The 18437-nt window shown below is 37.2% G+C and carries 14 protein-coding genes; 10 read left to right on the forward strand and 4 right to left on the reverse strand.

What is annotated here, in order from left to right; genetic code table 11:
* Nucleotides 1–156 precede the first annotated feature (156 nt).
* The 3 genes from H7R46_RS03275 to H7R46_RS03285 all read left to right on the forward strand — a co-directional run bounded on the left by H7R46_RS03275 (nucleotide 157) and on the right by H7R46_RS03285 (nucleotide 1501).
* Nucleotides 157–513, forward strand: coding sequence for a DUF488 domain-containing protein (locus H7R46_RS03275; RefSeq protein ID WP_005064344.1), 357 nt, complete (start codon nucleotides 157–159; stop codon nucleotides 511–513).
* Nucleotides 514–603: 90 nt separating this feature from the next.
* Nucleotides 604–948: a zinc ribbon domain-containing protein YjdM gene (locus tag H7R46_RS03280; RefSeq protein WP_002116259.1), complete on the forward strand. Its 345-nt coding sequence runs from the start codon at nucleotides 604–606 to the stop codon at nucleotides 946–948.
* 211 nt (nucleotides 949–1159) lie between these two features.
* Entirely contained in the window at nucleotides 1160–1501 is a 342-nt protein-coding gene (locus tag H7R46_RS03285; protein WP_005064346.1) for a YegP family protein, read from the forward strand.
* A gap of 54 nt (nucleotides 1502–1555) precedes the next feature.
* On the opposite strand, the gene H7R46_RS03290 is transcribed toward H7R46_RS03285, so the two are convergent.
* The 4 genes from H7R46_RS03290 to H7R46_RS03305 all read right to left on the reverse strand — a co-directional run bounded on the left by H7R46_RS03290 (nucleotide 1556) and on the right by H7R46_RS03305 (nucleotide 8260).
* Nucleotides 1556–3271 carry a proline--tRNA ligase gene (locus H7R46_RS03290; RefSeq protein ID WP_005064348.1) on the reverse strand — a complete coding sequence of 572 codons (1716 nt, stop codon included), beginning with the start codon at nucleotides 3269–3271 and terminating at the stop codon, nucleotides 1556–1558.
* A 58-nt stretch (nucleotides 3272–3329) separates the two neighbouring features.
* On the reverse strand, nucleotides 3330–6428 hold the full coding sequence (locus H7R46_RS03295; protein ID WP_005064350.1) for an efflux RND transporter permease subunit: 3099 nt from the start codon (nucleotides 6426–6428) through the stop codon (nucleotides 3330–3332).
* A gap of 15 nt (nucleotides 6429–6443) precedes the next feature.
* A complete protein-coding gene (locus H7R46_RS03300) occupies nucleotides 6444–7553 on the reverse strand; it encodes an efflux RND transporter periplasmic adaptor subunit (protein WP_080630975.1) in 1110 nt (369 codons plus the stop codon).
* A gap of 68 nt (nucleotides 7554–7621) precedes the next feature.
* The gene (locus H7R46_RS03305; RefSeq protein WP_005064355.1) at nucleotides 7622–8260 is read right to left on the reverse strand and encodes a hypothetical protein; all 639 of its coding nucleotides are present in this window, start codon (nucleotides 8258–8260) and stop codon (nucleotides 7622–7624) included.
* 284 nt (nucleotides 8261–8544) lie between these two features.
* On the opposite strand from H7R46_RS03305, the gene pilG reads away from it, so the two are divergent.
* From pilG to H7R46_RS03340, 7 genes are all read left to right on the forward strand, one after another.
* A complete protein-coding gene (pilG, locus tag H7R46_RS03310; protein WP_000389061.1) occupies nucleotides 8545–8928 on the forward strand; it encodes a twitching motility response regulator PilG in 384 nt (127 codons plus the stop codon).
* Between the two features lie 22 nt (nucleotides 8929–8950).
* The gene (locus H7R46_RS03315) at nucleotides 8951–9313 is read left to right on the forward strand and encodes a response regulator (RefSeq protein ID WP_002116220.1); all 363 of its coding nucleotides are present in this window, start codon (nucleotides 8951–8953) and stop codon (nucleotides 9311–9313) included.
* Between the two features lie 60 nt (nucleotides 9314–9373).
* Nucleotides 9374–9910, forward strand: a complete 537-nt coding sequence (locus H7R46_RS03320; protein WP_002116439.1) for a chemotaxis protein CheW — start codon at nucleotides 9374–9376, stop codon at nucleotides 9908–9910.
* A gap of 42 nt (nucleotides 9911–9952) precedes the next feature.
* Nucleotides 9953–12031, forward strand: coding sequence for a methyl-accepting chemotaxis protein (locus H7R46_RS03325; RefSeq protein ID WP_005064361.1), 2079 nt, complete (start codon nucleotides 9953–9955; stop codon nucleotides 12029–12031).
* Between the two features lie 147 nt (nucleotides 12032–12178).
* On the forward strand, nucleotides 12179–16684 hold the full coding sequence (locus H7R46_RS03330) for a hybrid sensor histidine kinase/response regulator (RefSeq protein WP_005064363.1): 4506 nt from the start codon (nucleotides 12179–12181) through the stop codon (nucleotides 16682–16684).
* Nucleotides 16684–17151 carry a hypothetical protein gene (locus tag H7R46_RS03335; protein WP_005064367.1) on the forward strand — a complete coding sequence of 156 codons (468 nt, stop codon included), beginning with the start codon at nucleotides 16684–16686 and terminating at the stop codon, nucleotides 17149–17151. The genes H7R46_RS03330 and H7R46_RS03335 overlap by 1 nt, the downstream gene beginning before the upstream one ends.
* A gap of 303 nt (nucleotides 17152–17454) precedes the next feature.
* Nucleotides 17455–18336, forward strand: a complete 882-nt coding sequence (locus H7R46_RS03340; protein WP_005064370.1) for an alpha/beta fold hydrolase — start codon at nucleotides 17455–17457, stop codon at nucleotides 18334–18336.
* Nucleotides 18337–18437 lie beyond the last annotated feature (101 nt).

Below are 18437 nucleotides of genomic sequence, written 5' to 3' on the forward strand. Positions count from 1 at the left end.
ATAATGAAAAATTCAAAAGCAATTTATATGCCTGAATTAATCAGTAATGGCAAATTGAGACAATATTTAGCGCAAAAGATTTAGATTGTAGAAGAAGGCAAATCAATGTGATGATTAAGCCAATGATATTTAGATTGAGCTGAGTAGGTGTCAGAAATGAATATCCAAATTAAAAGAATTTATGAAAATGCTGAGCCTAGTGATGGAAAGCGAATTTTGGTTGACCGTTTATGGAGTAGGGGAATTAGTAAGGAAAATGCTCATTTGGATTTGTGGCTAAAAGAAATAGCACCTTCGACAGAACTTAGAAAGTGGTTCCATGCTGCAACACCAGATCATTGGCAAGAATTTAAGCAGCGTTATTTAAAAGAGCTTGAAACCAACTCCGCCGTTGAAGAGCTACAACAAATCGCATCAAGGAATACAGTCACACTTTTATATTCAGCCAAGGATGTTGAAAACAATCACGCAATTATTTTGAAGGAATATTTATTAAGTAAAAACTTAAAATGAATATATAAATTTTTTTTTGGTAAAAGTCTCTTATTTAAAACTTTAAAAAATGAGTCATTTCTCGCATAATATACTTTTTGAGATTTTTTCATGTCTTTGCCAAACTGCCCAAAATGCCAATCAGAATATACTTACCAAGATGGCGACTTATTGATTTGTCCTGAATGTTCACATGAGTGGAAAGAAGGAGAAGCATCAGCAACTGAAGAACAAGAAATTATTAAAGATGCAAATGGAAATGTCTTGGCAGATGGTGATAGCGTCACTGTAATCAAAGACTTAAAAATTAAAGGTTCATCTTCAGTCGTTAAAGTAGGAACAAAGGTAAAAACGATTCGTTTAGTTCCAGATGCAAGTGATGGCCACAATATTGATTGCAAAATTGATGGTATTGGTCAGATGAAACTAAAATCTGAATTTGTAAAAAAAGCTTAAACTGTTAATTATTATTACATTTCAGCAGAGATATATGTCTATATCTCTGCTTTTTAAATTCCTAACATCATTATAATTTTATTACGAAAAAGTATAAAAAATGGACTGTTCAAGGAATATTTACGCCTTTATATTGTCATTAATAACAAATAACTTTCGTCCAGAATAATAACGAAAGTCATACCCACACCAACAAAAAAATGAGGTTTTTATGGCAGGATGGTACGAAATTTCACAAGCGAGTGATGGACAATATCGCTTTATCTTAAAGGCAGGAAATGGTGAGCCTATTTTAAATAGCGAGCTATATAAGGCAAAAGCCTCTGCTGTAAATGGTATTGAGTCAATTCAGAAAAACAGTGGTGATGACGCCCGATATGAGCGTTTAACTGCAAAGAATGGGAAACCTTATTTCAATTTGAAAGCTGCAAATCATCAGATTATTGGTACGAGTCAGTTTTATGCGAGTGAAGCTTCACGAGATAAAGGAATTGAGTCGGTTAAAAACAATGGTTCATCAACGACTGTTAAGGACTTAACGGTTCAGGCATAAAAATTGAGTTAAAAAAAGCAGCTTCGAAAAGCTGCTTTTTTATTTAGGTATTTATTAACGCGCTAACTTAACTAAAAGTTCTTCTTTAGTTAAATTGCTCGCTTCAGCATCGCGACGGCCTTTATATTCAAAAGTACCCGCATCAAGACCTTTTTCACCAATCACAATACGGTGCGGAATACCCATTAACTCAAGGTCAGAGAATTTAACGCCTGGGCGTTCGTTACGATCATCAAGTAACACATCAAAACCTTGAGCTTGAAGTTCTGCATACAGAGACTCTGCTGCTTCAAGAGTACGTGGTGATTTGTGTGCATTCATTGGAACAATTGCAATTTCAAAAGGTGCAATGGCTTGTGGCCAGATAATACCTTTGTCATCATAATTTTGTTCAATTGCAGCTGCAACAACACGTGTTACACCAATACCGTAACATCCCATAGTTACTGTAAATGGTTTGCCATCTTCACCTAGAACTTTACACCCTAAAGCTTCGGAGTATTTAGTACCAAGCTGGAAAATATGACCTACTTCAATACCGCGTTTAATTTGGAGTGTGCCTTTGCCATCTGGAGATGGATCGCCTTCAACCACATTACGTAGGTCAAAAACTTCGCTAATTTGTGCATCACGTTCCCAGTTTACGCCAACCGCATGTTTGTCCGTTTCATTTGCACCAGCAACGAAGTCAGAAAGAACAGATGCAGCACGGTCAACAATTACAGTTAAGCCTTTTTCGACTAAACCTTGTGGACCTGTAAAGCCAGCAGTTAAACCAAATGCTTGAAGTTGTTCTTCAGTTGCAAAAGTAAGAGGCGCAGCAACTAAAGGATGCTTCTCAGCTTTAATCTCATTAAGTTCGTGGTCACCACGTACAAATAGAGCAACGACAGGAACATTACCTTTTTCATCAGCAATGCCTTGAACCAATAATGCTTTAACAGATTGCTTTGGATCAGCATTTAAGAATTGGCAAACATCATCAATCGTTTTTTGGTTTGGTGTTTCAACCAATTTAAATTCTTGTGTCGGTGCTGCGCGTTCACCCACCAAAACAGCCTCAGCCATTTCAACGTTTGCTGCATAATCAGATTCAGTTGAAAATGCGATGTCATCTTCACCACTTGCAGCCAATACGTGGAATTCGTGTGAAGCTGAACCACCAATAGAACCTGTATCTGCTTGTACTGGGCGGAAATCTAAACCTAAGCGAGTGAAAATACGGCTATAAGTGTCGTACATCACATCATAAGTTTCTTGTAATGATTCTTGAGTTGCATGGAAAGAATAAGCATCTTTCATGATGAACTCGCGTGAACGCATTACACCAAAACGTGGACGGATTTCATCACGGAATTTAGTTTGAATTTGATAGAAATTTACAGGAAGCTGCTTATAACTTTTTAATTCGTTACGCGCCATATCTGTAATAACTTCTTCATGCGTTGGCCCAAGTACAAATGGGTTCGTATGACGATCTTTAAAACGTAATAACTCAGGGCCATATTGTTCATATCGACCTGATTCTTCCCAAAGACTTGCAGGTTGAGTCACGGGCATGAATACTTCCATTGCGCCTGAGCGGTTCATTTCTTCACGAACAATCGCATCTACTTTTTTAAGCACACGTGTTCCCATCGGCAGCCATGTATATAAACCAGATGCCAATTTACGAATCATCCCCGCACGTAACATGAGCTGGTGTGAAATCACTTCAGCATCATTTGGGGTTTCTCTCAACGTTGCAAATAAAAAGCGGCTTGCGCGCATGGAAAAAGTCCTAAAAGTTAAGCGTTATAAAAACGCAGATTATACGATAATCGCTGCATTATGACATGAATCGTCGTGTTTGACGCAGCATAAAGTTTTTCAAGTCATCCAGATAAGTGAAAATGACGGGTACAACCACAAGAGTCAACAGAGTAGAGGTTATCACACCACCAATAACCGCATGAGCCATTGGTGCGCTTTGCTCACCGCCTTCGCCGAGACCTAAAGCTAAGGGAACCATCCCCATCACCATAGCACTTGTGGTCATCAAAATTGGACGTAAACGGGTCTTACCAGCTTGTAAAATAGCGTCATAACGGCTCACACCCTGATCCATCGCTTTCTTAATAAAATCGATCAGCAAAATTGCATTTTTAGTGACAAGCCCCATCAGCATAATAATACCAATAATCGAAAACAGATTTAGCGTGCTTTGGAACAGGAATAAGGCAAGAAAAACACCAATCAATGACAAAGGTAAAGACGCCATAATTGCTGCGGGATGAATAAAGCTATTGAACTGAGAACCTAACACGATATAAATAAATACAATCGATAGGGTAATGGCAGTTAAAGCATATCCGGCAGATTCAGCCATGTCTGCATTTGCTCCTTGCGTATCAAATGTATAGCCCGCAGGTAGCTTAAACGCCTTTTGCATTTTGTCGATGTCTTGACCAATATCTCCACTCGGGCGACCTGAGGTATTTGCCTCAATAAGAACCTCACGTTCAAGATCACGTCTGTTAATTTGCGAAGCCCCAAGTTTTTCTTCGGTCGTTGCGACGGCACTCAATGGAACTAATATATTTTGTCCAGCTGCATTGGTTTTATTAGAGTTGATATATAAATTTTGAACATCTTGCGGAAGCATACGTTTATTTTCATTTAAACGTAAATTCACATCATAAGTTTCGCCGTCACGATCTTCCCAAGTGGTGACATTATCGCCCGCAATTAATGGTCGAATGTTATTCGCAATTTGCGAAACAGATAAGCCCAAATCACTTGCCAGCACGCGATTAATATGAACACCCAAAGTAGGTTTGGGTTCTTTCAATGAACTTTCTAAATCAACTACGCCTTTAATTTTTTCCATTTCAGCAATAAAGCGATCTGAAATTTTTTGTAGTTCATTTAGGTCAGATCCTTTAATAGAAATCATGATTGGCTTTTGTCCGCCAGAGACAGAGTCTTGTGCTGCGGCAACAGAGGTCACTCGAATACCCGCTACAGTTTGCAAACGGTCACGGAACTCATTATTCAGTGTATTTAGATCTGAGCTACGTTCTTGTTTTGGCTTTAAGGTCACTCCTAAACCAGCATGGTTTTTACCAGAGTCTACTTCACTGTTCACTACACCGTAAGTGGAAACGACATCAGGGAATTGTCTAATAATTTGATCGACCTGATGTAATTTGGCTTGGGTATATTCTAAAGAAGAATCTACAGGAGTCTCGAACTGGATACGGACTTCACCTTTATCTGGTGTAGGTACAAATTCGGTCCCGATGAGTTTAGACAGGCCTAATGCAGCAAATAATGAAGCGATTGCAACAATGACGGTAATAAAACGAAAGCGTAGAGCAAGCTTTAATAGCTTTTCATAAACATGAGTAAGCCGATCTAACAAATTAGAAATATGGTTAAAAAAACGTTGTAGCCAATTATCTTTTTTCTTTACAGGATCTTTCCAATGAGCTGAAAGCATTGGGTCGAGTGTAAAGCTAATAAACATTGAAATTAAAACAGCCGTACTGACCGTTACACCAAATTGATAAAAGAAGCGTCCAATTAGACCACCCATGAAGGCTACGGGTAGAAAGACTGCCACAATGGTAAGTGTAGTTGCGAGTACAGCTAAACCAATTTCTTTTGTCCCTTCAAGAGCAGCGGTTACATGGTCTTTGCCCAGTTCAGTATGTCGGACGATATTTTCCCGAACTACAATTGCATCATCAATGAGTAAACCAATACTGAGCGATAAAGCTAACAGCGTCATCATGTTAATGCTAAACCCGAAAGCCCAAATAAAAGTTAAGGTTCCGAGCAAAGTAATCGGTAAGGTTAAACCGGTAATAACTGTAGAGCGGAAAGAGCCTAAAAAGAGTAAAACAATGAGAACTGCTAAAGCAGCACCTTCAATAATGGTTCGAACAACATCTTTGATTGAAGCGCGAATACCTTTAGAGCTATCAGCTACGACTTTGTAATCTAAACCCGCAGGCATTTGATCTTTTAATTTCTCTAACGTTTGATAAGTCTGATCGACGACTTTAATGACATTGGCATCGGAACTTTTTAAGATATCGACTGAGACCGCAGTTCTTCCATTATAAAAGGCACTCGATTGTAGTTCGGCTTGTGTGTCCTCAACAGTTGCCACTTGCTTTAAAAAAATGGGTGAACCATTTTTATTGGCAATGACCAAATCACCAAATGCAAGGGGATGAATAACTTTTGATTGAATCTGTACAACCAGTTCAGTATTTTTATGTTGTAAGGTTCCTGCAGGAACTTCAATATTTTCATTTTTTAGCGTGTTAATGACCTGATCAATACCAATCCCGTAGCTTTGTAATTGTGCAGGAATAACCTTTATTCGTATTTGCCGCTTTGCATCACCTAGTAAATTGACATTACCGACACCTGAAACCGTTTTAAGCTGAGGTACAATTTTTTTATCTACATACGAACTTAATTGAGCCAAACTCATGCTGTTTGATTCAAATACGACTGACATGATTGGGCTAGAGGAGGGGTCATAGCGTTGCACAATCGGTGTATCAATTTCATCACGGAACTGCGCTGTGACGGGTGCAATTTTGTCACGAACATCCTGAGCAGCAATCGCCGAAGAAGTATCAAGGTTAAACTCGGCAATCACCATTGAAAGGCCTTCACTTGAGCGTGAGGTAATCTGCTTAATTCCTGAAATTGTATTAATTTGATCTTCAAGTTTTTTTGTTATATCTGACTCAACAGCCTCAGGCGACGCACCCGCATATTGCGTCGTGACCACTACGAAAGGGAAATCTATATTTGGAAACTCTTCGACAGTCATGCGTTTCCAAGATGCCAACCCGAGTACCATTAAGCTGAGCATCATCATAATGGTAAAAACGGGGTATTTCACACTGATTCGAGTAAACCACATACGCTATTTGCTACCTTATTTATTTTTTTCGGTTGTAACCGTCACTTTTTTATTAATGTCGGAATCTTCAAATTGAATACGGCTGACCAGATCTGAGCTTTGTAAACCTTCGACTAAAGCAATATTATCGTTATAGCGTTGTTCAACCACCCGAATTTTAACTTTTTGAATAGTGTGATTGCGTATCACCCATACAAACGGGTCATGTTGCATATTTTGAATACTATCTAAAGGAATAGTTTGGCCTTGATGAGTGTCATTGCGCAAAATGTTTCCATTAATGAAAGCTCCAATACTTAACGAGTCAATTTTTTCTTTAGGAGCAGCAAAAAACTCAATTTGTCGACTATCTTGATCTGCAACAGGTGAAATGCGAGTTAGCGTTGCATTTAACTGTTTTGAATTGCCCTGAATTTGATATTGAATGTTACTACCGATCTTAAGCGCAGATTGCTGTTCAATTGGCAACTTGGCTTGTATTTCAAGTTGATCTGGATTTACTATTTCAAATAGTGTTTGTCCAACTGAAACAGTTTGGCCTGGTTCAACTTGGCGTTTAGTAATCACACCTGAAATTGGACTAGTAATAATTCCGTCTTGATCCGCTTTTTTAGCAATATCAACATTGGCCTGTTGTGCTTTTACACTTTCAAGCTGACCTTTATAGTCAACCTGACTCTGTTCAAACTCGACACGAGCAATAAAACCTTGATTAAATAATCTCTGTTTTCGGTTCATCAAATTACGAGCAAGTTCAGCTTGTGACTGAGCCGATGCGAGGTTGGCGCGTGCTTGCGCTAATCGTGCAACATTGTCCTGATTATTCAATCTGACCAGAACTTGACCTTTTTGTACCTGTTGACCCACATTTGCAGTGACATTCGTCGCTGTTGCGCTTACTTGTGCCTGAATGGAACTTTGCTGAACCGCTCGAATAGTTCCTGTAAATGCAGTTTGAGAGTCAAGAGCTCCTTCTTTAACTGCAATAAGATCTTGAGGAATAAGCTCAATTTTTACAGGAGCTGAGGCTGAGGTTTGGGTTGTTTCTTGCTGATTACATGCAGCTAAAATTAAACATAAACTAATAATACTCAGTTTAAAAAAAGTAGAAGGGGTGAGATGCATTGTGTGCATACAGCATCATCCTATAATTCAAATTTTATTTTGCCCCTATTCTTGATAAACCTTTGCAGTTATTCAAGCTTTTTTAAACGATCGATAATATTTTCATACTCATTGTTGGTTCGATTATAGGTCTTGGAAAGTGTTTCAAGTGTTTGTTTAACCCGATTAATATTAATTAGATTGTTTTCAATCAACGCCTTATGACGCTCAGGAATCGGTTCTCCTTTTCTGAAATACTCCATTTCCTGACGCTTAAATAAAATTTTGTCTTGTTGTAATTGATTAAGTTGTTCCTGTTGATAATTAATTTGCTTTTTTATAGACACTAATGCCTGATCTCTTTTAATCGAAGCTGTCTTACTATTGCTATAAGCTTTTTTTAATTTGATATCTTGTTCTTTATGTCGCGCCAATAATGCCCGTTGACTTGATTGATTTAAATCAGCTTCAGCATTATAAGAATGGTTTCTTTTTATCACTTGCATATTACGATCTAGAGCTTCATAACCATAACGAATATGAGCAGGTGTGACCGATGTACTAATATTGGCAATACCATGTTGATCATAATAACGATACCAAACTGCTTTAGGTGTATCGGCAATAGCAACACTAAAAGGTAAGAAAAAGAGTGATCCGAAGGAAATAATGCCTATAGATACAGACAAACAGTTCCTGTAAAAGGCATATTTCATCCTGTCATTCATTGAAAATCCCCAAAAAAGATAGCTAAGTCGCTTATTTTTAAATATTTAATCTTCATTATATTAATTATTATTTAGCTGAATAAAAATATAGTCATTATAAAAAAAATGATAATTTTAATTAAAGTGTGATGAGGTTAAAAGTTATTGTTTATAAATGAGAAAGTAGACAAAAATGCCTCATTGAAAATAGAAGGTGAGATATGTTAAAAATGCGTATAAATGTGTAAAAACAAATTTAAGTTAAATTGCATTTATATTTTATTTTTATGGGGATGGAAGATTAAATGGAAGATGCATTCCAAAATCTGAAAGTAATGGTGATTGATGACTCAAAAACCATTCGCCGTACAGCAGAAACCTTATTACAGCGTGAAGGCTGTGAAGTCATTACTGCTGTGGATGGATTTGAAGCTTTGTCCAAAATTGCAGAAGCAAATCCGGATATTGTTTTTGTCGATATCATGATGCCTCGTTTAGATGGTTATCAAACTTGTGCTTTGATAAAAAACTCTCAAAATTATCAGAATATTCCCGTTATCATGCTCTCTAGTAAAGATGGTTTATTTGATCAGGCAAAAGGGCGTGTGGTAGGTTCAGATGAATACTTGACGAAACCTTTTAGCAAAGATGAATTGTTAAACGCGATTCGTAATCATGTAAGTTCATAAACAATAATTTGAGGGCAAAAAAATGGCACGTATTCTCATTGTAGATGATTCACCAACAGAAACTTTCCGTTTTAAAGAGATCCTAACCAAACATGGTTATGACGTGCTTGAAGCATCAAATGGTGCAGATGGTGTAACTCTTGCAAAAGCAGAGCAACCAGATCTTGTATTGATGGATGTTGTAATGCCGGGTGTAAATGGTTTTCAGGCAACACGTCAGATTACTCGTGATGAAGACACTAAGCATATCCCTGTTGTTATTGTGAGTACTAAAGATCAGGCAACTGACCGTGTATGGGGCAAGCGTCAAGGTGCGATCGATTATTTGATTAAGCCAATCGAAGAAAATCAATTGATCGATGTAATTAAACAATTTCTAAATTAACTCATCCATCCATAAAAACATAAATAACGGGCATTTTGTACCCGTTTTATAGGATCGAGTATGGCAGCGAATGGATTTATCGAGTTACTTCGTTTGTCTAAACGGGGTAATAAGAATTACGCTTCAGTTCAAAATGAAGCACAGCGATGGTCAGGAATTGCTTTTGAAATGAGAGGGCAATACTTTGTCGCACCACTTGGGGAAGTGTCAGAAGTAATCTATCCACCAAAATATACACCTGTTCCAAATACCCAAAGTTGGGTAAAGGGATTGGCAAATATTCGAGGAAGATTACTTTCAGTGTCTGATTTGGCGCATTTTATTTTAGGGCAACGAAGTTCATTTTCGTCAACTCAAAAAGTATTGTGTATTAGCCATCGCGACCAGTATGTGGGGTTGGTCGTGGATCAGGTTTTGGGGATTCAGCACTTTAATAAAAAAAGCTTTTTTTCTCAAAGCTTAGACTTAGAGGAAAATCTAAAAGAATATTGCCAAGGTTATTTTCATCAACATAACCAGCATTGGCATGTCTTTTTATTTAGTCGTTTATTGCAAAACCCACATTACATGAATGCATCGACAAAATTTATAAACTAATTTTTACGCTGTGAAAACAGAGTATTTTTCTGGGGAAAAGCTATGGGCTTTAAGCTTAAAAAGAAAGGCAGTAGTCGGGTTGCGTCCGAAAAATCGGGTGTCAATTTTATTGCAACAATCCAGTCAAAAATTGAGCAGTTTGCCAGTTTATTTGGGGAAAGTGAAAAGTCTAAGCCAATCCTATATGCAGCACTTTTATGTTTTGTGCTTGCATTAGTTTCTCTAGCCTATCTGTTCTATAACGTTCCACGTCATAACCAGTTAATTCGAAGTCTCGGTGAGTTACGTTTGTTATCTCAAACGATTTCTAAACAAGCAACTGAAGCAACTGAGTCTGGCTCTCAAGAGGCAATCACCAAGCTACAGCAGTCTCAAAAAGACTTTAATGAAAACTTACTTGAGATTGAAAATATTCACGGTAAGTCGACTGATGAATATCAAAAAGTTCAAGTTATGTGGACTGAACTTTCAAAAAACATCGATTTGATTTCAGCACATCAAAAAGTCCTTAACCAGCTATATGACACCAACATCTCTATTAGCGAAACCGTTCCAGAGATTCAGGCAGAATATAACTTGATGGTTGACCAAATGGCACGTCAAGGTTTGCCAAGTAGTCAGGTAATTATTGCCAAAAACCAAGTATTTATTGCAGAACGTATTTTACGTTCTATTAACTCGGTATTAAGTGGTACCGATGGCAATGTATCGACTAGCGATTTTGGTGTAGACATTGATACGTTTGGTACGTATTTAAATGCTGAACTTAATGGTAATGCTGAATTGGGTGTTGAGCGTATTGCAGATCCAGCTTTACGTGAATCTTTAGAAAGTATTAAATCTGAATATGACAAAGTCTTAAAATCTGCTGCTGCCACGGTATTAAAAAATGGTAACCAGATTGTCAATGTTCGTCAGGCATCTTCTCAGATCTTCTCTAAATCAGATGTGATGTTAGATAACTTGGGGCATTTATCTGATGTAGCAAGAAAGAACTGGCTTACTTTATTGTTAGGCGCGGTGCTAATCAGTTCTTTAGCAGGCTTAATCTTCTCAGTATTTAAATTGATCACATTACGTAGTGTGATGGATAAGCAACGCGTTACTCGATTACAAGACGAATATGACCGTAACCAAAACGCGATTTTACGTTTACTTGATGAAATTGCCGATCTTGCAGATGGTGACTTACGTTCATATGCAACTGTATCTGAGGATTTTACGGGAGCGATTGCCGACTCGATTAACTTTGCGATTGACCAACTACGTGACCTTGTATCCCGTATTCATGAAACCTCTCAAGAGGTTGCTCGCTATACGCAAGATACGCAGAGTATTACGAACCAATTAGCAGAGGCATCTGAGCATCAGGCTCAAGAAATTGCTGGTGCATCAACAGCAATGAATGAAATGGCGCAATCGATTGACCAAGTATCTTCAAATGCATCTGAGTCTGCTGAGGTAGCAGAGCGTTCGGTACAAATTGCCTCTAATGGTGCGCAAGTGGTAAACCGTTCAATTGAAGGTATGGACACAATCCGTGAACAGATTCAAGAAACGTCTAAACGTATTAAGCGATTGGGTGAGTCGTCACAAGAAATTGGTAACATCGTATCGCTCATTAACGATATTGCCGACCAAACTAACATTCTTGCATTAAACGCAGCAATTCAAGCATCTATGGCTGGTGAAGCAGGTCGTGGTTTCGCCGTAGTTGCTGACGAAGTACAGCGTCTTGCAGAGCGTTCTGCATCGGCAACTAAACAGATCGAAACTCTGGTTAAAACAATTCAGACCGATACAAATGAAGCTGTTATTTCGATGGAACAAACCACTACTGAAGTTGTGCGTGGTGCAAACTTGGCAAAAGACGCGGGTATTGCCTTGGATGAAATTCAAAAAGTATCGGGTGACTTGGCAAACTTAATTGCCAGCATTTCTGATGCAGCAAAACTTCAATCTGCATCTGCCAGCCACATTGCTACTACCATGACAGTCGTACAAGAAATTACTTCACAAACGACAACTGCAACCTTTGATACAGCACGGTCTGTTTCTGAACTAGCAAACATGGCAGAGTCATTACGTGAATCGGTAACGGACTTTAAATTACCTGATTAAATTGGGGATGAGAATAGCTGTTTCTGTACCGCTATTCTTCTAAAAAGTATTAACAACACCAGATAAATATTGGGGAAACAGCTATTTTTCTGGTGTTGACTCTGTCGTTTTTCTCCATTTTGGAGACAAGCAAAAGAAGCCTTTGCTATGAAAGAAATATTAAAAACTTTAACTGAAGCAATGATGCTACCGGAAGATAGCTACTCTCAACAAGACGATGAATTTATTGAAATATTTGTCGAAGAAATTGAAGAAATTTTTGTTGAATTACAATCTTTGATTCACGAATGGATGCAATCTAAAAATATTGCTACGCTTACTGAAATCCGCCGTCATTTTCATACATTGAAAGGTTCTGGGCGAATGATTGGTGCAAAATCTTCTGCTGAGCTTGCTTGGACTGTAGAAGATACGCTTAATCGGGTAATCAATCAGAGTCTCGGATTAACTCCTGACATCCAACAATATGTTCAGTTGGTATTTAAGTTCTATTTCTTTAAGTTAGTAGATGACTTCAAATTTAAAAAAGATCATACCTTAGACTTTAGGCCCCTAATTTTATTGGGACAACAATTACAACAACAGCAAAGTGTAGAACCCGCGTTAGACGAACTTTTATTATTATCAGATATTCTTACTGCTGAAACTCAAACCGGTTTAGAAGCGAATGACTTAGAACCAGAATCTACAGAAGTTTTAACTATTTCGACTCCAGAAGTTGCTATAGAAACTGAACAGACTCTTGCTGAAACCTTAATTTTATTTATGGAAGAAGCAGAAGAGCACTTAGCGACAATTGATCAGTTTTTGGAAAAAGAAATACATCAGCATGAAAGTTATAATGCTTTAATACGTGCGTTACATACATTACGTGGCAGCTCTGCCATGGCTCATGTAGAACCAATCTTTGAAGCTAGTACCAAAGTTGAGCATTTATTTAAAATACTATTACAAGAAGAGCTTTCTTCTCATTCAGAAGAAGTTTCATTACTCCGTGATTATCGTCAGTTTATTCGAAATAGTTTAGATCTATTGGCTGCACATTGCTCTACTGAGCAATTGGAATCTGATCTACAAAAATTTAATCAGGTTTGGGATGCTTACATGGAGCAGCATGGTGAGCATTCGAGCCCACTCATGCCTCCACATGGTTTAGTGTCTCAGCTATTACAGCTAGATGTTGCTGAATTACTTGATGCGGAATTAGACTTTGAGAAGGGAATACGTACAGAGTTTCCTCATTATCTTGAACGTTTAAGTGAACAAGCAGATGTTTTGCTGCAACATACTCAGTCGCAGGCAATGATTGGTTTATATGAATATACTAACCAGTTGAAAGAAAGCTACGACATATTGCTTGATCGACCTGATTTATTGCAATCAGATTATATTTTTGAAATTTATCAAAAAGCGCACCAACAATTAATTCAGTTATTTGATGCATTAGCTGCGGGACAAAGAGTAAGTATCATCGAGCAACACCAAAATGTCTTGGATGAGCTAAAACTATATACTCAATATATTCCAAATCTTAATTCCGAATCATTAGAAACTCATCAAGACGTTTTTGAACCATTGTTTAATGCTGAAGTTGAACAAACGGCGAATGAACCTCTGATAGAAAATGTATTCACTGATCAGGTCACCATAGGACAGAGTGTACAACTAGATCGACAGTTTATTTCGTCTGAGCATGTAAACCGTCATTTTGATCCAGATCTTTTAGATATTTTTCTTGAAGAAGCCGATGAGTTGCTTGAGGGAATGGATACAGATCTTAATCTTTGGGTTAATGATCAAGAAAACTTTGCCGCTCTCAATAATCTGATGCGTTATTTGCATACCTTAAAAGGTGGGGCAAATATGATTCAGGCAACTTATATTGGTTTAATTGCACATGAGTTAGAAAGTATTTATGAGCGTTTAATTCAAAAACAGTTGATAGTTTCGTCTGCTCTCATTGATTTTATTCGACTAGTTCAAGATGACTTGGCTGACCGTCTTCAAATAGTGCGTGAACAGCACCTAGATTATGCTGCTTCTCATACTATTCAAGCACTTAAAAATGCAGGTCAGGTATTTGATTCTCATATTAAAGAGAGCAAAACAGAACCTGAAACGTATGTTATACCTGAATTAAATTTTGAAGTATTACAACAAGAAGCGATAAATAATACGGCGTTAAACCTCAGTGAGTTAACTTCTGCTTCTGAGCAGATTGCTAAGTCTAATAATCAACTTGTTGAGCAAACCGAATTACAAGTTCTTTATGCTGATCACGATCATACAGAGAGTATCCCAGATCAAGATATTAATACTGTTGTCGAGCAGACATTCATGGAGGAAGCGGCCGAACTATTAGAAATGGCCGATCACTTATTAAAACAATGGTTCGAGCAACGTACTAACCGTAGTATCTTGCTTCAACTACAAAGAGCAGTGCACAGCTTGAAAGGCGGTTCCCGTATGCTGGGACTTGAAACCGTGCAAGCGATTGCTTATCAACTTGAGAATGCTTTTGAACAATTTGCGCTTCATCATTTCAGCTCAAATATTTATGACAACTTATTAGAGAGTGCAATTGTCTGGTTAAAAGAGGCAATTTTTAAACAAAATTATCAACACTTCGATGGTTTACAACAAAGTCTGGAAAATATCCAGTTCATTGAAAGAGCAATTCAAATTCCTAGTAAGTTAACTAGAACTGATCTATTCAGCACGGAACCTGTAATGAGTTTAGTGCAAGGTGACGGTACAGAACCACCGCCAATGATGGGTGAGTGGGAACAAGCACAACGCCTTGATCAAAATAATGAGATGATTCGAGTCTCGGCAGATTTAATTGAAAAAATGATTGATCTGTCTGGTGAAAATTCGATTAACCGTTCGCGAATTGAAATGGATTTAAGCCAATTTGGTCATACCTTAGCGGAAATGGAATTGGCTATTCAGCGACTTGCAGATCAGTTGCGTCGAATGGAAGGTGAATTGGAAACCCAAATTATTGCAAAGCACGGTATTGAGAACTCACGTTATACGGAATTTGATCCTTTAGAGATGGACCAATATTCTTCATTAAATCAGTTATCAAAGTCTCTTGCCGAGTCTGCATCGGATTTAGTAGATTTTAAAAATACATTATCTGAAAAGATCAGAGACACTGAAGGTTTATTGGTACAGCAATCGCGTATTCAGGCTGAAATTCAAGAAGGTCTTATGCGAACACGCTTAGTACCATTTTCTCGATTATTGCCTCGTCTGCAAAGAATTGTGAGGCAGACTTCTACCACGTTAAATCGACCAGCGGAGCTTTTTGTTAATAATACAGAAGGCGAGCTGGACCGGACAATGTTAGAACGTTTGGTTACGCCACTTGAGCACATGCTTAGAAATGCAATTGACCATGGATTAGAAGACCGTGCGCAACGTGAACAAGCTAAAAAACCAGAAACTGGACGCATTGAACTCAATATTCATCGTCAAGGTACAGATGTTGTAGTTACATTTAAGGATGATGGGCAAGGTATTGATATCGAGAAGGTTCGTCAAAAGGCGTTAATGTCTGGTTTGATTAATCCAGAGCAAGTATTAGAACATCAAGATATTTTACAGCTGATTTTCCATCCTGGTTTAAGTACAGCCGATCAAGTCACTCAGATTTCAGGCCGTGGCGTCGGACTGGATGTCGTGCAAAGTGATATTAAGGCCTTAGGTGGCCATGTGAGTGTCGACTCTGTATACGGGCAGGGAACTGTCTTTACCATACGTGTTCCAACGACAGTAGCTGTTAGTGATGCTTTAATGGTTAAAGTTGCTGATCAGCAATTTGCAATCCCACTGGCGCAGATTGATCGAATTGTACGAGTTTCACCAGCATCATTAGAACAATATTTCGGAAGTGAACAAGAGCTCTTTGAATTTGAAAATAAGCGCTATCCATTACGTTATTTATCTGAGTTTGTTGGTAATCAACCAATTCCGCGCTTAAGTGGAATGATGTATTCATTACCAGTATTAATGATTAAGGCAAATAATGGACAAACCGTCGCCTTATTAGTTGACCAACTGATTGGCTCACGCGCACAGATTGTAGTTAAGCCAATAGGACAACAATTCTCTAGCATTGGTGCGATTGCAGGAGCAACTATTTTAGGTGATGGTCAAGTTTGTCTAATTTTAGATGGACAAAATATTGCTCGTCAAATTCAATCTACTCGCCGACATAAATCGCTTAATGAAACTATCTATAGACAACGCGAGTCTGATGAGCGACGTCTTATCATGATTGTAGATGACTCGGTAACTGTACGTAAGGTGACGTCTCGCTTACTTGAACGTCAGGGCTATGATGTAGTCACAGCTAAAGATGGGGTTGATGCCATTGAGCAATTGGAAAATATTAAACCAGATCTCATGTTACTTGATATTGAAATGCCACGAATGGATGGTTTTGAAGTTCTTAATCTTGTACGACATCATGATATGCATCAATACATGCCAATTATTATGATTACATCCCGAACAGGTGAAAAACATCGTGAACGAGCATTTACTTTAGGTGTTAACCAATACATGGGTAAACCTTTCCAAGAAGAAGACTTACTTCACAATATTGATGCGTTATTCATGACATTTAAAGAGGAACTTGCCTAATGAAAAGTAATATAAGTACATCCTTAATTAATGAAATGAACCAGCAAGAGCTTCAGCATTTAATTACTGTCTCAACTGGTTTTATTGATGCATATATTATTGAATGTCATCAGCAAGTGCCGATGCTATTGCCGCAAAATATAGTGTTATCTGCTATGGATGTTAAAAACGGTATCAAGCATATTGAATGGCATGATGTAAAACTCCCTGTTTATTCGGTTCACAACGAAATAGATTCTCGAGCAGTAGCTTTAGTCATTGAAAGCGAAGACATTAGTCAACGTTTTGCACTTGTGTGTAAATCGATGCCAGTTTCAGTTCGTCTGCGTATTTCTGAAGTCGTAGATGAAAATGAAAATATACAAGAGTCTTTACAGCACCCAACTGTATTTAAATATATTCGTATGGACAATCAACGCTACCATGTTCCTAATTTGCAATATATTCAAGATTCTCTTCACCTATAGAATCTATAAAAAAGGAACTCATTTTGAGTTCTTTTTTTATAAAAAATAGGTAAAATTCTTTTAGAGAATATAAATTTATTTTAAAAATCATTGAAGCGCTTGCTTTATTTATATCGCAAATTTATATTTTATATGTATTCCAAATGCTAAAATATAAGAAATCACTAATATTTACTTTTAATAAAGCCTCATACTGAATTTTAAAAGGAGATAAATTAAAAATATAGTTAAAGGAGGAACTTACTTTGTCATATTAATCATAGCAAAATAACCTAGAATAAAATCTTCTATAGCAGAAAATAAATGTCAATTCATAAAGAGCTACATATTTTAGAAACAGATGATCAGGGTGAATTTGCTTTATGGGAAATTTCTAAAAGAAATAATTCTCTAATAAAAAAAGAAGCAATTTTCTTATCTCATGGTGCATTTTCGGATAAAACTGTTTGTATAGGCATTGCAGATTATTTGGCAAATCATGGTTATATTTGTTTTATTTTAGAGTGGCGAGGGCATGGTACTAGCCCAAAAACAGATATACCATTTAATTTTGAAACTGTTGCATTATATGAATATAAAACTGCATTTCATTATATTTACCATAATTTTAATATAACTTCCTTGCACTGTGTAACACACAGTGGTGGAGGGCTATGCTTAACCATGTTCTTAATTAATTATCCTGAATATTTAAAAAATATTCAAAGTATTACTTTTATTGCTTGCCAAGCATTTGGAGCAGTAAATAATTCCTTTGATTTTATTAAATTGTTTTCTGCAAAATTAGTTGTAAAAGGTCTAGGTCAGATTCCTGCTAATAAATTTAAGTTGGGGCGAATAAATGAAACCTATTACACGATGCGTCCATGGTTTAATTGGAACTTAAAGGAAAATTTTATAAGTGAATTTAAAGATATAGATTATAAAAAATTTATGAGCTCTATTAGAGTTCCAATATATTCTATTTGCGGGACTGGCGATAAATTTATTGCCCCTGCTAAAGGATGCTATAAGTATTTGCAAGCTTTTGAAAATGAAAATAATATATTTCGAGAATTTGGCTATTCCAATAGTAACTTAGAAAGTTATTCTCATAGTCGAATTGTACTTAGCCAAAATGCTGCTAAAGAAGTCTGGCCAACTATATTGCAATGGATAGATAAGAATTCAAAAGCAGCTTTTTAAGCTATTTCTATTAAAACTAATTTTCTAGTTTATTGAATATAAATAATCTTTAAAATTTTAAAAGAATGTATTGATACTTTAAATACAAAAAACGCCCCCAA

Origin of the sequence: Acinetobacter sp. BEC1-S18-ESBL-01 (genome assembly GCF_014169935.1) — a bacterium.
GTDB lineage: Bacteria > Pseudomonadota > Gammaproteobacteria > Pseudomonadales > Moraxellaceae > Acinetobacter > Acinetobacter pittii.